This is a genomic window from Pseudomonas sp. MIS38 (genome assembly GCF_019891575.1).
In the GTDB taxonomy this organism is placed as follows: domain Bacteria; phylum Pseudomonadota; class Gammaproteobacteria; order Pseudomonadales; family Pseudomonadaceae; genus Aquipseudomonas; species Aquipseudomonas putida_A.
On sequence record NZ_JAFLXF010000010.1, the window covers coordinates 128792 to 143470 of the forward strand.

Sequence of the window (14679 nt, forward strand, 5' to 3'; positions counted from 1 at the left end):
CCATGCGCTACCGAGACTGGACAACCCGTCTGAACGACGTGATCAAGGCCGCCCAAGAGCGGCCTTTTTCATGGGGCGAATTTGACTGCTGCCTGTTTGCTGCGGACTGCACGGCGGCGATTTGTGGCGTCGATCCGGCCGAGAACTATCGCGGCAAGTACACCACGGAAACCGGCGCCAAGCGGCAGCTGAAAAAGCAGCACGGCAGCCTTGAGGCGGCGTGGGATGCCCATTTTGCAAGGGTGCCGCTGACGTTCATCCAGCGCGGTGACGTGGTGCTGTACGACGCCCCCGGCGGCCGAAGCATGGCTGTTTTCTGGGCTGGCGATTATTGGGCAACAACCGACGACGGCGCAGCCCGTGTCGTATGCGAGCCACTGGCCGCGTGGAGGGTTGAATGAGCGGCGGCGTCAGAAAACTTGCCTCGGTTGTGGTTGGTGCGGTTGTTGGTTTTGCCCAAGGCGGCCCGTGGGGCGCAGTCGCTGGCGCTGCGCTGGCCTTCTACGCATCGGAGCAGCAGGAAAAGCTCAACACCAAGTCGCCCCTGCGCGACAACGAGCCGTCGGCGCAGACCGTGCGATCGTCGAAAGCACCGGTTCGCTTTATCCTCGGCCGAGTTTCAACCGGCGGAGTGCTGGTCTGGGCGCAAGAGCAGGCTGGCGCGCAGGGTGAGGGCGAATGGCTGCACCTGGTGTACGTGTTGTGCGAAGGCCCGATCACCGCACTTGAGAACATCTATCTGGGCGAGGAAGAGATCGGCAGCTACGGCGCGCAGGCGACTTATGAGCTGGTGGTCAATCCGACCCAGGTGAACGCCTTCCTGAAGGCCAACTGCCCAGACTGGAAGGACAGTCAGATCGGCCGTGGCCTGTCGTTCGTTCGGGTTTCGCTGCAGTACAGCGCAGAGAAATTCCCGTCGGGCATCCCGGACACCCGTTTCGTGGTGCGCGGCCGCAACGACGTGTACGACCCACGTACCGGTACCGCGGTTTATAGCGCCAATACCGCGTTGCATCTGCTCTGGTTCCTGCGCGCGCGTTGCGGCGTGCCGGACGACGAGATCGTGTTCGAAACCTTCGCCAGTGCTGCCAACGTGTGCGACGAGGCCCTGACCAATGCCGATGGCTCGACCAGTCAGCGCTATCGCAGCGGCTGCGTGATCGGTGCGGACGAGCAGCGTACGGGTGTGCTGCAGAAGCTTGAGGCGGCCTGCGGTGGGCATCTGATCCGTGTCGGCGGCCGCTGGATGCTTCAGGCGGGCGCGTACTACGGCCCTTATGACTTCGAAATCACCGAGGACATGGTGATCGGCACAGTCACCGGCAGCACCGAGCCGACCAATGACTCGGCAATCAACACCGTCCGGGGCACGTTCATTGATCCGTCGCAGTCTTGGACGGAAACCGATTACCCGGAGGTCAGTGTCGCCGAATGGATCGTTGAGGACGGCGGCGAAGCGGCAGAAACGCTGACCTATTCCTACGTCACCGATCCGTATCAGGCCCAGCGCCTGGCGAACATGGAGTTGCGCCGTCGGCGCGCGGGCGGGGCGATCAGCATTCCGATGAACTTCGCCGGCTACAACTGCCGGCCGGGCCGCGTGGTGCGAGTAAACCTGCCGTCGCTGAACATCCTGGGCGAGTTCATCGTTTCGGACTGGTCCATGGGCGACAGCGAAGGCTGCACCGTCCAGGTCAAACAATACGAAGCGGCGATATTCGATGATGCCGTGGGCCAGCCGTACAACCCGATTGGCTTCATCAATCTGCCGGCCGGCGGTCTCGGCACACCGAGTGCGGTCACATGGACGCAAGACACCACCGCCGAGGTTACTCAGGGCGTGCTGTCGTGGCTGCCGCCGACGGGCATCGTCAAGGAATACATCGTCATCATCCGGCAGGGCGCGAGCGCGGTGCAGTCGCACAACGTTCCTGCCACCTCGACGGAGATCGCCATCAACGGCCTGCCATCCGGCAATTACACAATGAGCGTGGCGGCGGTTGGGCCTATGGCGCGCTCCGGTGAGGCGACAATCACCGTCAGCATCAACGGGCCGCCAATTCCAGAAAGCTGCGTGGTGCAGTCCTCGATCGACAGCATTGTGCTGATACCGAGCAACTCGCAAAACGGCCTGAACGGAGGGACTTACGAATACTTCTTCAGCACCTCGCCAACGGCAACGGCTGCTGATGCCGAGTATCTGGGGCAAGGCCTGACGTTCACTCACAACGGTTTGGGTTTCTGGACGAACTACTACTACTTCATCCGCTCATCGAACGCTTATGGCAAAAGTGCCTTCCTTTATGTTCCTGCCCAAACCTCAAACGATGTTTCGGCTTACCTCGCCGCTTTGGCTGGGAAGATCACCGAGACGGAACTTGGTGAGCATCTACTCGAAGAGATCAATAAGATTCCTGGGCTGCAGGAGCAGATCGATGCACTCGACGGGCTGGAAGGCTATGACCCAGAGGCTACGTATGTCGAATACGACCTGGTGGTGCAGGGTAAGCGGATCTATCAGGCCACTGGGCCTGTGCCACTCAATGCGCCGCCGCCGAATCCGCTTTACTGGCTCGATGTGGGCCAGACCGTGGAAAGTGCCAACGGACTGGCTCAGCAGGTTCAGCAGAACACGGCGAGCATCACTGACCTATCAGCGGAAACCAAGAGCTTGCAGGTTCTCCGAGCTGCGTATCGCGATGATGGCGGCGAGGGAGATCTTCAGGGAGCGCTGAAGCTCTGGGACACCCAGGCCGCTTATAGCCGGGAAGTGGTCGTCAGAGCCACGCAGGATCAGGCTCAGGTAACAGCGACCGAAACGCTACAGGCGACTGTGGGTGACAACACGGCGATTGTTCAGCAGGTTTCGCAGGCGCAGGCCAATACGGACGGCAAGTTGTCCACGATGTGGTCTGTGAAAATGCAGGTAACGGCGAACGGGCAGTATGTCGCGGCCGGCATCGGACTTGGTATCGAAAACACCGGCGCCGGATTGCAAAGCCAGTTCCTGGTTGCGGCAGACCGGTTTGCCATCGTCAACACCATCGCCGGCGGCGCCATCTCGGTGCCGTTTGCAGTGCAGGGTGGCCAGGTGTTCATGAACTCGGCATTTATTCAGGACGGCAGCATCACGATGCTGAAAATCGGCCAGTACTTGCAATCCGACAACTATGTTGCCGGTGCGCTGGGTTGGCGCTTGGATAAAGCAGGAAACCTCGAGTTCAACGGGCCAGCGCCCGGTGGCGGGCGACTGACGATGACCAACAGAGCGATAAAGGTGTTCGATCAAAACGGCGTGAAACGGGTGCAGCTTGGAGATCTGGACGCATGACCTATGGAGCAAGAGTCTGGGACGAGAATGGCAATCTCGGGATGGATACCAACAGCTTTACCTATCAGGTGCTGTGGCAGGGCGTGATCGACTTCAGCGGTAGCACGCCCAGCTACACACTCAATATTCCAGGCTTCAACCCAGCCAACTGCGTGTTCATGATCATTCCGATGCGTGCACAGGATGTGCAGTCGTCAGAAACAGACGGTAGCGGCAATGCCAAGTCCTATCCCTATGTCACGACTGCCGTCGGCCAAGTGATTGTCAGGCCTAAGAATCCGTCAGCCAGCGCCTCGACAATTCAGACAAGGATCGTCGCCAAGGGATACGCCATCAGGTATTCGACATGAGTTACGGCTTTCAGAGCATCAATGACAACTCGTTTGTTCAAATTGATTCTGAGGCACCCAGGCTCTGCCTTCTCACCAAGGGTACCTATTCCGGCGTTGCAACTGCATCAGGTACGTTTGCCCGGGCGGTGACCAGCCAAGACCCGCCAATGGTGTTTATTCGTCCTGATCAGGGCGGCGCGATTCAGGTTCCCATTTCAGTGTGGTTTACGGGAGGGCCGGGTAACTGGACTGGCTTTGCCATGAACGCGTCACGGGTGAATGAAACTCTCAGTGGGCAGTATTTCGTGGCGGCATGGGCTTCGATGGGTACCGCTGCTTATGGGATGCGGCTGTGGGATGGCGCTGGCGCGCTTGTTTACGACAGCGGGGCCCCGGCGGTGGTCGTTACGTTCGCTTCAGGCAACTGGACGTATCTCGGAACCGAGCAGCTTAGTGTTGGGCGTCGGTACTTATGGGGCATCAACAAGAGTCTGGGGGTAGGTGAGTACGTGTCCCTCAATCCTTTCACGATGAACTGCCACAACGACGGTACCGGCGGCGGCTGCGCTCTTGGGGTCGATTACGCCGGCGGCCGCATCATGATGTACAGCCTTGCCTTTACAGCTTGGACCGATCAGGGCCACCGGCCATTCCTTTGCGCCAAATTGCTGGCCTGACTCAAAAAATATTCTGGAGATACTCGATGCCCTGGTACAAGTCCGGGACGGTTTCTGTCGTCCAAAATAATCCCACGGTTACCGGAACGAACACCGCGTTCGCCGCCAACGCGCGAGTGGGTGATGCGTTTCTCGGTCCAGACGGTCGCTGGTACGAAGTTGGCAACGTGGCGAGCGATTCGGTCATTTCCATTATTCCGCCTTACCAAGGCTCGACCGCTGGCGCTGGGGTATATGCATTGGCTCCGATGCAGGGCTACGTCAAGGACTCGGCTGATCAACTTCGCATACTGGTCAACAAGTTTGGCTCCCTTGCATCATCGGCGGCGATCAACGCATTAGCGGCGGTGACAGGAGTAGCAGACCGAATTCCTTATTTCACCGCCGCTGACACCATGGCTGTGACTGCATTTACAGGAGCCGCCAGAACGTTGCTTGCAGCTGCAAACCAGGCTGCTCAACGGGAGGCTGTGGGATTGGGACCGACTGCTTCGCTGTCGATTGGCGCTGTTGAAATCACCGCACCCATCCCATTCATCGACTTTCACTTCAACAACACCACCACAGACTATGACGTACGCCTGATCAACTCAGCATCTGGCACGCTGAATGCGGTGGTGCTGAACGGGAATGAATTCAGGATCAACGGCAGCACTGCTTGGAACGATGCAATTGCCGCCGCAAAGCTTGCTGCTATCGGCGTCGGCGGCATCGGCTCTTACGCATTCTGCCTGACCAATACGGCACTGACCCCGGGCGCTACAACGGTTGGTGGAAATCTCCAATACGCGTTCGCTATCGGTCAGGGTACGTCCAGTCCTACCGGCACCTGGCGCTGTATGGGCGACACTGTGGCCGGCGGTCGAACACTTTTTCAGAGGGTTTCGTGATGACGTATTCAAATCCGCATTCGCCGGTATGGGGGAATGCTGCACACACCATCGTGAACCTATCGGTCACATTCGACTGGCTGAGCGAAGAGGTGGGTTTCACGGCGTCTCCGGATGATGTCGAGGAATACGGCCGCGAACTGCATGCCCGTGCCATTGCAGGCGATTTCGGGGAGATCGCCGAGTACGTACAGCCTCCGCTTTCTATAGGCCAACTCGGCACCATTGAAGATGCGTGGCGGACTGAAGAAATGGATTTTATCGCCAACCAACTGATCGCCATGGAGGACAGTGCCCCGGATGCATTACCAGGTACTGAGCAGCAATGGCGCGCGTACCGGACGCTCATCCGGGGCTGGAAAGAAGGCGCTGATCATTTTCCGGATCAGACTTTCCGTCCGGTAAGGCCTGCGTAATCGACAACGAAGATAAGAACCCGCCATTGAGCGGGATTTTTTTGCCTGGAGAAAGCCGATGACCATCACCCAGCAGCAGTTGCTGCAGATCCTCCCGAACGCCGGCGCGAAAGCCGGCGTTTTTGCCCCTGCCCTGAATACGGCAATGCAGCGGTACCAGATTGTCGGCACCAAGCGCGCTGCTGCGTTCATCGCGCAGATTGGCCATGAATCTGGTCAGCTGCTGTACGTGCGCGAGATCTGGGGGCCGACCGCCGCACAGCGCGGTTACGAAGGTCGCAAGGATTTGGGAAACACCGTGGCCGGTGACGGCCTCAAGTACCGAGGGCGCGGCCTGATCCAAGTGACCGGGCGGGCGAACTATGCCGCGTGCGGCGAAGCTCTGGGCCTGGACCTGATCAATCATCCGGAACAGCTTGAGCTTCCACAGCATGCCGCTATGTCGGCGGCGTGGTTCTGGAAAAAGAACGGCCTGAATGACCTGGCCGATGCCGGCGACAATGCAAACATCGGCAGCATCATCAACACCGGCCGGCGGGGGCGGGTGCCGAACGGCGCCGAGGATCGCGCTGCACTGTACGCCAAGGCGCTGAAGGTGCTGGCGTGATTGCCGTTCCGTGGAAAGCGGTGGGCGCGATAGCGCTGGTACTGATCGGCGCCGGCAGCGCCTGGCAGTTTCAGGACTGGCGCTACGGCAAGCAGTTGGCCGAGCAGTCCCAGCAGCACGCCGAAACCCTCAATCAACTGACCCAGGCCGCGGCCACTGCACAGCAGGCCGAGCAGGACAAGCGTCTGGCGCTCGAGCAGCGGCTGGCGGCCAGCGAGCAAACCCACTTCAGGAAAATGACCGATGCCCAACGTGACCAAGATCGCCTGCGCGATCGCCTTGCCACTTCTGATTTGCGGTTGTCAGTCCTCCTCGACGCAACCGACGCTGCCAAAGGCTGCGGGGTGCCAGCCACCGCCGACGCCGGCGGCGTGGATCATGCAGCCGTACGAGCCCGACTTGACCCGGCGCATGCTCAAAGAATTGTCGCCATCACCGACAGCGGTGACCGTGGACTGATTGCGCTGCAGGCGTGCCAAGCCTATATCCGGACGTTGATTCCGTCGCGTGTCGAATAAAGGCGCTCAGTCCAGCGGTATTGGATCAGGGGATTTTGGAAATATGCTCTTGCCTTGTAAAGCCAAGACCTCGGCCTTCAGTTCGCTGATGTGCCTGTTCTTCGCCATCAGTTCCCAGTTGCTCCGAGTTTCGATGTCGCTGGCGCGACTGTTCGCCTCCGCGGCTTCAGCTTTGGCTGTGGTCAGCTGTGACCTTAGAGTGTCGCACTCCTTGCTGATCTCGGCGTGCATCTCGACCAGCTTGAATATCCGTTCCCTTGCGTGGCGCAGTTGCAGGTTCAGTTCCTCGAACTCATTTTCGTAGAGGGCAAGCTGGTGCCGGCAGGTTTCAAGCGGCGTCGGGCAGCCGAGCCAGTCGTCGGTGTTTTCGATATCGGAGGGATCCACGGAAGGCGCCTTGCTTTGTACTGTTTGGATATACAGTAATCGAGACGTGACGAGCGGGCGAGGGTGAGGCGACGAGCTGTAGGGTTTTGGATTGGTAACGGTCGGCAGGACGCCGGGGATGGTGCCAAAAAGGCTCAGTGACTTTTCGAGTGAATTTGTACAACACGGTTGCGCACGGTTGGGCATCGTTGCAGCGAGCGCCCGGCGCGAAGCCTCTGTTTTGGCGGGCTGTGGATCAGTCCGCTTGCATGGGGTGCTAGGGGTCGAGTGTTCGAATCACTCCGTCCCGACCATATTATTCAAGGGGTTGCGAGATTTTATCTCGCGACCCTTTTTTATTTGTCCGCGTTTTTACCCCCACAAAAAGGCTGGCTCTGAGTGGATTTTTCGGATGTGTTACCAATATCGGATTTTGTCCTAGGGGCTTTTGGCAGGCGGATTGCTCTGGTCTACCTAGCGGCCATTCGATGATGGGATGAGAAATCAGTAACGACCAAAGGCACATTACGGCTCTCACTAGAAGAGCTATCATCCCGCCATCAGCTCAAGAGGGGCTCCCTGGCCGGCCAATTCCGGCACTCCCTTGGGCATAACGACAAGGATGGTTGCGCATGGACGACATCGTTCAGCCCCTCACGCCCCAAGAAGAAGTCCAGCCTAAAGAAGTAAAAATCCTTGCCACCTTGGTGGCGAAGCTGAACCTTGCAGATTTCCAGAACGCCATCCCTGTGATACGCGAGCTTGGCATCTCGAACGAGACGAGTGATCGTTTCGTCAATGCGACTCTTACCCTTCGCTCGGCGCCCGAGGTATTTAAGTCCAAGATCTGGCGGATTGACGAGATCGCTGCAGATAGCTTCCGGGTCATACCTGGGCTTGATCTTGTTCTGGATGGCCCGTTGTTGAATCGCTTGACAGAAGCGGAGATGTCGACCTTTACCTTCGTTCTTGAAGCCGATGACAAGGAGGCGGAAAGCGGTCGCAAGGAAGTTGCTCGGCTTGAACAGGTCGTAGACCTTTTGCCCAGAAACCAGTGGGGCGGATTGCGGCATATACCAGATATGACTGCGGCTTTTGTTCAGCCGAATGATGCGGCGGTTGAGCGGTTGCTCAAACAGGCGGCCGAGTTGCTTCGTCTTAGCGATAAGCCATCCGCACTTGATGGATATGAGGGTGGCCCCAAAAGAGCTTGGCAGTTGGCGTCGGCAGTGTGGGGTGCGGTGGCGCGCATGAAGCTCGACTATGCGTTGCCACCGGCAAGCTTCGAACAATCCGGACAGAAGATTCGTAGCCCCAGTCAGATTGCGGACTCCGGGTTGGCTACTTGTCTCGACCTGACTCTGCTTTTCTGCGCGGCATTGGAGCAGATCGGTCTTAACCCTGTGATCGTATTCACCCATGGTCATGCTTTTGCTGGTTTGTGGCTTAAGCCCGAAGAGTTTACGACTGCCCTGGTGGATGATGTCACAGCAGTACGTAAGCGGGTGAAGCTTCAGGAACTCGTGCTGTTCGAGACTACCCTCATTACTCACAACTCAATACCGCCATTCTCTTATGCGGTAGAGATGGGCACGAAACAGGTCGCCGAAGACGCTGAAAGTGTTTTCGAGATGCTGCTGGATATCCGCCGCGCCCGTCTGCAACGTATCAAGCCACTCGCCAGCTCAGAGGCTCAGATCGCGCGTGTTGCCGTTACTGAATCTGACGAAGCCCCATCGCTTCTGGTGGAGGAGGGGATCGGCATCGCCGATGACAACATTGAGGTGCAGGTTGAGGATCTCTCCAAGCTCGATCCAGCAGATCGCCTCGGCCGTTGGCAGCGTAAGCTTTTGGATCTGTCGCTTCGAAATAACTTACTCAATTTCAAAATGGGTAAGCGTGCGCTGAAGCTTGAATCTCCTGATCCTGGTGCGCTCGAGGACATTCTTGCAAGTGGACAGTCTCTGAAGTTGCTTACCAGGCCTGACCTGATGGATGGTGCAGATCCGCGTGAGCGCGCACTCTATGAGCAGCGTGAGCGAGAAGATGTTCGCCGTCGTCATGCTGAAGATGCTCTTAAGCGCAGGGAAATATTCGTTGCGCTGACGTCCGCCGAAATGGATGTCCGGTTAACTGAGTTGTATCGAAGCGCTCGTACTGCTTTGCAGGAAGGTGGTTCCAACACTCTGTTCCTGGCCATCGGTTTTCTTAGCTGGACGCGTGAGGATAGGGCGGGGCAGAAGTACAAAGCGCCGCTGGTGTTGGTACCAGTTACGTTGGAACGTAAGAGCGCCCGCTCCGGATTCACCATGGTGCTGCACGATGATGAGCCTCGTTTTAACCCGACTCTGATCGAGATGCTGCGTCAAGACTTTGAGTTGGGCTTGGGTTCGCTGGAGCAGGAGCTGCCTCGGGACGACTCCGGTCTGGATATCGCAGGTATTTGGAACAAGGTTGGTCATGCGATCAAGGACATCGCTGGTTGGGAGCTGAACGAGGACGTTGTACTCTCGATGTTCTCGTTTGCTAAGTATCTCATGTGGAAGGATCTTGCCGAGAATGCAGAGCACCTTCGACAGAGTCCAGTAGTCCAGCACCTTCTGGATACGCCACGCGATTCGTTCATCTCCGATACCCCGTTTCCGGAGGCTGAGTCTCTGGACCGTGATTACGGCCCAACTGATGTGTTCTGCCCACTGCCATCTGATTCATCTCAGCTTGCGGCTGTGATGGCAGCAGCCAAGGGCAAAGACTTCGTTCTCATCGGCCCACCCGGCACGGGTAAAAGCCAAACGATTTCCAACATGATTGCCCAGTCGATCGCTCAAGGGCGCCGGGTTCTGTTCGTATCTGAGAAAATTGCTGCCCTGGACGTCGTGTACCGGCGCTTGCGTGAAATCGGTCTGGGTGAGTTCTGCCTTGAACTTCACTCCAGCAAAGCTCGGAAAACGGATGTCCTTGCTCAGTTGCAGTCGGCTTGGGAGGCGAAAGGGCAGGTAGACGCTGCCGCATGGGAGGTGGAAGCGCAGCGGCTCGCTTCCCTGCGTGACAGCCTCAATATTTATGTCGAGCGTCTGCATCGCCGGCACCGCAACGGCTACACCATCTACGATGCCATCGGGACGGTGACATCTGGTGTTGATGAGGCAGTAGCTTCACTTGGTTGGCCATCTCCGGAAACGCATGATCAGAAGGCCATGCTTGAGCTTCGAGAGCTGGGCGACCGCCTTGAAGTGAACGCACAAGCTGTGGGCTACAGTCAGTTGGCAGGCAACGCTTTGTCCGCGGTAGGCCAAGCAGAGTGGTCGCCTCATTGGCAACAACAACTCGTGCAGGCTGCTCGTGACGTGCTTCCCGCAGTGCTTGAGGTCCAGCGAGCTGCTGATCGCTTTGTTGAGCTGTCCGGGCTTCCTGTTACGCAGTACACCCCTACAGCGCTTGAAGGGCTATCGATCCTTTCTCAAGCACTTCCGGCTGCCGCTGGGCATGATTGGCGTTTCGCATTGCGACCTGATGCTCGCTCAATTGCTCAGCGTCTGAGTGACGGTTGTACCGGGATCGAGCAGCACCGTGACATCAACTCTAGGCTCTCAACTTTCTGGCCGTCTCGTGTTGTTGCTGATGCTAAACAAGGCATTGATCTGCTGCAGCAACGCCGCGCAACTTTCGCAGAACTGGGCCAAGCCTGGCCACAAAGTGTCTGCGACGTCCTTGGGCAAGCTGTCACATTACTGGATCAGATAGACGACCTTAAGCAGCAGCTAACCGCGTCCTACAGTGACGCCATTGAAGCGCTTGATACCGAGCTCCTGCTGCGCGAGTGGAAAGATGCGGAGGAGTCTTTCTGGCCTAAGTCTTGGCTTGGAAAACGCCGAATCGCTGGGCTACTGGCTCCGATGCAGACTTCAACAGGTGAAGTCGACAATGGTAAGGATCTCGCTACTTGGGTAGAGATTCGGTCGGTGCGTCGAGCAGTCGATGAGCTGGAGCCAGGTCATGAGTGTGTCGCTGTTTGGCAAGGTGCTAAATCCGAAGCAACGCATCTCGCGACAGCAATCAAACTGCAAGAGGTCATTAGGCTTCAGAAAAATAACTCCGTCTGGATCGATGATGGCTTCCAGTTGGTTGAGCAGGGCCAGCTTGGTGATGAGTTGAAGGAGGAACTCCGCCGGCTGCGTGCGCTTACTCGTCTCGATGCTGGGTTAGATGAGCTGGTTGAGCTCGGCTCAGCAACTAGCTCTCTCTGGAGCGGTTTGAACACTGATATTGATGTGCTGACAGCAGCGCTGTGCTTCCAGGCTGAACGACGTGATATCGAAGAATGCGGCCGGCTTGTCGACGACCATCCTCATGTAGAGGAGGGGCGTTGTGGCTCGTTGTTCAAAGCTGATTTTGAGCTGCTCAAGAAAAGAGCAGCAATTGAACGAGAGTTGGTGGATCTGGCTGATCTGCGAGAAATTGCCCCTGCCTGGAATAACTTGAAAACGAAGGTTGATGTTGCACGTAGGGCGGTAGCATTCCAGGGGGAGATGGCTACCGCAGTGGCGAAGCTAGCACTTAATCCTGAGCAGGTCGCGGCCTATAAAGCACCACTTCAAACTTTGCTGGGGGATGGTAACGCACTGCTTGAGCCGGAAGCTGCTATAGCTATTGCCGGAGTTACCCTTCGCGAAAAGCTCGAATTGCTCCAGGAGCGAGCAGCGCACCTGACTGCCGTCGGTCATTTTACCGAAATGGGCGTCATCGAAATTGCCCATCTTGCACTAATCGATATCAAGAAAAACTGCGAAACGGTTGTCTCGTCTGAATCGCGCCTCAAGGCATGGTGCGCTTGGCGGAAGGTTCGCGATGAAGCCTACGCTGTCGGACTGGCTCCGATTGTTCAAGCGATGGAAACAGGAGCCATTACCTCTGGAAATGTCCGTCGTGTATTGGAAGTGAATTATGCCCGCTGGTGGCTGAACACGACGGTGGACAACGAGGAGGTGATCCGGACGTTCGTCAGCGTTGAGCACGAACAGCGCATTCGTGATTTCCGGGCTTTGGATGACAAGTTCACCGAGCTGACCAAGGACTGGCTCCGAGCTCGGCTGTGTTCCGACCTACCAAGCCAAGACAGCGTAAGTCGCTCTTCAGAATGGGGAGTCCTGCGCCATGAGATGGGCAAGAAGACCAAGCATATTCCATTGCGGGAGCTGATGAGTCGTGCGCCAGAAGCGCTAACCAAACTCACTCCATGCTTGCTCATGAGCCCTCTCTCCATTGCTCAGTATCTGCCGCCTGCCTCAACACCGTTCGATCTCGTAATCTTCGATGAGGCATCTCAAATACCTGTCTGGGATGCCATCGGGGCCATGGCCCGAGGGAAGCAGGTAGTGATGGTGGGCGACCCCAAACAGCTCCCTCCAACTTCCTTCTTTGACCGAGCTGAGTCGACCGCTGAAGATGAGGATGTAGAGGCTGATCTCGAGAGTATTCTGGACGAGTGCATCAGCGCCAACCTGCCGATGCGTAATCTGAACTGGCACTACCGCAGCCGCCACGAGAGTCTGATCGCCTTCTCGAATCAGCGTTACTACCAGTCGAAGCTGGTGACCTTCCCATCACCGTTTACGGCCGACAAGGCAGTACGGCTGTGCCCTATCCCTGGTGTATATGACAAGGGAGGGTCAAGAACCAACTTGATCGAAGCAAGATCGTTGGTTGCCGATCTGGTAGCTCGCCTACAGTCTCCGGTTTTCCGTGAAAGCAGGAGAACCGTGGGGGTCGTAACCTTCAACGGTGAGCAGCAGAAGCTCATCATGGACATGCTGGACGAGGCTTGCCGGAAAGACCCATCACTCGACGTGTATTTCGCTGAGTCCGAGCTGGAGCCAGTTTTCGTCAAGAACCTTGAGAGCGTTCAAGGTGATGAGCGAGACATCATCTACTTCTCAACCACGTACGGGAAAGATGCTGCTGGCGTGCTGTCGATGAACTTCGGTCCGATGAACCGCCCTGGTGGTGAGCGTCGACTGAATGTGGCTATCACCCGCGCTCGCCAGGAGCTTTTGGTGTTCTCGACCTTGCGACCAGAGCACATTGATTTGGCTCGTACGCAAGCGATTGGGGTGCGGGATCTCAAGCACTTCCTAGAGTTTGCAGAGCGTGGCCCGCGGGCTCTCGCAGAAGCTAACTCTGGCAGCGTGGGTGGTTTCGACAGCCCATTCGAAGAGGCGGTTGCAGCAGCCTTGGCCAAAAAGGGGTGGCAGATACATACCCAGATTGGCGTTTCTTCCTTTCGTGTAGACCTTGGGGTTGTTCACCCTGATGCTCCCGGGCGATTCCTTGCCGGTATTGAATGCGACGGTGCTACCTATCACCGCAGCGCGACTGCTCGAGATCGCGACAAGCTCCGTGAGTTTGTGCTGCGTGGACTTGGCTGGGAGATCGTTAGGATATGGTCGACGGACTGGTGGGTAGATGCAATTGGAACTGCTGAGAAGGTGCATCAGCGTCTGAATGAGCTCCTCGCTGAGTCTCGAGCCAAGCAAACTGTCATTGATGCAGCTCTGGAGGCAGAGCGACTGAAAATCGACGCGGCTATGGCTGAGGTCATTGAGGTAGTGGATCAGGTGGCTGTGGTCGCCGCAGCGGATGGTTTGGCCGAAGCCAATGATCCCTCAGGCGCTTTGCCTGAGTTGAAGTACGCCAAGGCGGCATCTCTCACGCCAGTCGAGGATGTCCTGGCTTTTGTTCGCCCCCTTGAACATTTGATTTATAAAGAAACCGACCCTCGTCAGGCGGTAGGGTTGGTCGATCCAGATCAGTTCTTTGACGCGAGTTACACAGAAACGTTGGAGCAGATGATTGCTCATGTGGTAGCGGAAGAGGGACCGGTTCTGGACACGGTGCTCGCAAGGCGCATTGCCCGTGCTCATGGCTGGGTACGAACCGGCTCACGGATACGTGATCGCGTTGACCAAATTGCCCGTGCTCGATTCCGCTTACATGAAGAGGAGCAGGCAGGAGTTTTTTTCTGGCCTACTCATATAGAGTCGGATACCTGTGTCGTTTTCCGTAGGCCCGGCGACGAAGATTCCACGAGAGGGCTATCTGAAATCTGTCTGCCAGAACTGCGTGCTTTGGTTGACGAAATGGTGCAGCGGGGCCACGAAGGGGAGTCATTGATATACGCTGTTGCGAAGGAAGCTGGTGTAAGCAAGCTTGCTCATGCGGGACGTCAGCGAATTGAGAAGGCCATACGCCAAACGGCGGAGTAAACGAGAAACAAGGGGGTCATGAAGGTCCCCTTGCTTCTGGGTAACTGGTCGTGCCTTTGCTCTGAGAAGCGTGGAGTACAAATGCGCTATTTCTGGGTTAACTGATATTTCGGTTTCCAAATACTCAGGTGATTCAGGCAATGCCACGAGTTATGTTAATGTGCCATCATGTGAACGGTATGGAGAGTCGTGATGGGTTGGAAAGGGACTGTACGTTCGCTGCAAAGCGTCTGCGCGGCGATCAGAGCGCAACGCTCATCGCCGTCAGCGTGAGCTTGAA

At 57.1% G+C, this 14679-nt stretch carries 10 protein-coding genes and 1 tRNA gene; 10 read left to right on the forward strand and 1 reads right to left on the reverse strand.

Going from position 1 to position 14679, the window contains the following annotated elements:
• Nucleotides 1-2: 2 nt before the first annotated feature.
• Genes J1G18_RS13905 through J1G18_RS13940 form a run of 8 tightly spaced genes read left to right on the forward strand, consistent with a single transcriptional unit; the run spans nt 3 to nt 6771 of the window.
• A complete protein-coding gene (locus tag J1G18_RS13905; RefSeq protein WP_095668793.1) occupies nt 3-401 on the forward strand; it encodes a DUF6950 family protein in 399 nt (132 codons plus the stop codon).
• A complete protein-coding gene (locus J1G18_RS13910; protein WP_223007896.1) occupies nt 398-3331 on the forward strand; it encodes a DUF1983 domain-containing protein in 2934 nt (977 codons plus the stop codon). The genes J1G18_RS13905 and J1G18_RS13910 overlap by 4 nt, the downstream gene beginning before the upstream one ends.
• The gene (locus tag J1G18_RS13915; protein WP_223007897.1) at nt 3328-3681 is read left to right on the forward strand and encodes a hypothetical protein; all 354 of its coding nucleotides are present in this window, start codon (nt 3328-3330) and stop codon (nt 3679-3681) included. The genes J1G18_RS13910 and J1G18_RS13915 overlap by 4 nt, the downstream gene beginning before the upstream one ends.
• Nucleotides 3678-4340 (forward strand): hypothetical protein, encoded by a 663-nt coding sequence (locus tag J1G18_RS13920; protein WP_223007898.1) that lies wholly within the window; start codon nt 3678-3680, stop codon nt 4338-4340. The genes J1G18_RS13915 and J1G18_RS13920 overlap by 4 nt, the downstream gene beginning before the upstream one ends.
• 26 nt (nt 4341-4366) lie before the next feature.
• Nucleotides 4367-5230 carry a hypothetical protein gene (locus J1G18_RS28030; RefSeq protein ID WP_262415580.1) on the forward strand — a complete coding sequence of 288 codons (864 nt, stop codon included), beginning with the start codon at nt 4367-4369 and terminating at the stop codon, nt 5228-5230.
• The gene (locus J1G18_RS13930; protein ID WP_095668797.1) at nt 5230-5646 is read left to right on the forward strand and encodes a hypothetical protein; all 417 of its coding nucleotides are present in this window, start codon (nt 5230-5232) and stop codon (nt 5644-5646) included. The genes J1G18_RS28030 and J1G18_RS13930 overlap by 1 nt, the downstream gene beginning before the upstream one ends.
• Before the next feature lie 58 nt (nt 5647-5704).
• Complete coding sequence (locus tag J1G18_RS13935; RefSeq protein WP_095668798.1) at nt 5705-6253, forward strand: glycoside hydrolase family 19 protein; 549 nt, start codon at nt 5705-5707, stop codon at nt 6251-6253.
• Nucleotides 6253-6771: a lysis system i-spanin subunit Rz gene (locus J1G18_RS13940; RefSeq protein ID WP_223007927.1), complete on the forward strand. Its 519-nt coding sequence runs from the start codon at nt 6253-6255 to the stop codon at nt 6769-6771. Before J1G18_RS13935 ends, J1G18_RS13940 begins: the two co-directional genes overlap by 1 nt.
• A 6-nt stretch (nt 6772-6777) precedes the next feature.
• Here the strand turns inward: J1G18_RS13940 and J1G18_RS13945 are convergent, their stop codons facing one another.
• Nucleotides 6778-7158: a hypothetical protein gene (locus J1G18_RS13945; RefSeq protein WP_316851781.1), complete on the reverse strand. Its 381-nt coding sequence runs from the start codon at nt 7156-7158 to the stop codon at nt 6778-6780.
• A 224-nt stretch (nt 7159-7382) separates the two neighbouring features.
• Here J1G18_RS13945 and J1G18_RS13950 point away from each other — a divergent pair.
• Both J1G18_RS13950 and J1G18_RS13955 read left to right on the forward strand, forming a co-directional pair.
• Nucleotides 7383-7451 (forward strand) — tRNA-Pro (locus J1G18_RS13950).
• Between the two features lie 318 nt (nt 7452-7769).
• On the forward strand, nt 7770-14399 hold the full coding sequence (locus J1G18_RS13955; RefSeq protein WP_135296194.1) for a DUF3320 domain-containing protein: 6630 nt from the start codon (nt 7770-7772) through the stop codon (nt 14397-14399).
• Nucleotides 14400-14679 lie beyond the last annotated feature (280 nt).

Coding starts and splice junctions, on each gene's coding strand:
- J1G18_RS13935 (WP_095668798.1), top strand. CDS start 5,705: ATGACCATCACCCAGCAGCAGTTGCTGCAGATCCTCCCGAACGCCGGC.
- J1G18_RS13920 (WP_223007898.1), top strand. CDS start 3,678: ATGAGTTACGGCTTTCAGAGCATCAATGACAACTCGTTTGTTCAAATT.
- J1G18_RS28030 (WP_262415580.1), top strand. CDS start 4,367: ATGCCCTGGTACAAGTCCGGGACGGTTTCTGTCGTCCAAAATAATCCC.
- J1G18_RS13910 (WP_223007896.1), top strand. CDS start 398: ATGAGCGGCGGCGTCAGAAAACTTGCCTCGGTTGTGGTTGGTGCGGTT.
- J1G18_RS13930 (WP_095668797.1), top strand. CDS start 5,230: ATGACGTATTCAAATCCGCATTCGCCGGTATGGGGGAATGCTGCACAC.
- J1G18_RS13955 (WP_135296194.1), top strand. CDS start 7,770: ATGGACGACATCGTTCAGCCCCTCACGCCCCAAGAAGAAGTCCAGCCT.
- J1G18_RS13905 (WP_095668793.1), top strand. CDS start 3: ATGCGCTACCGAGACTGGACAACCCGTCTGAACGACGTGATCAAGGCC.
- J1G18_RS13915 (WP_223007897.1), top strand. CDS start 3,328: ATGACCTATGGAGCAAGAGTCTGGGACGAGAATGGCAATCTCGGGATG.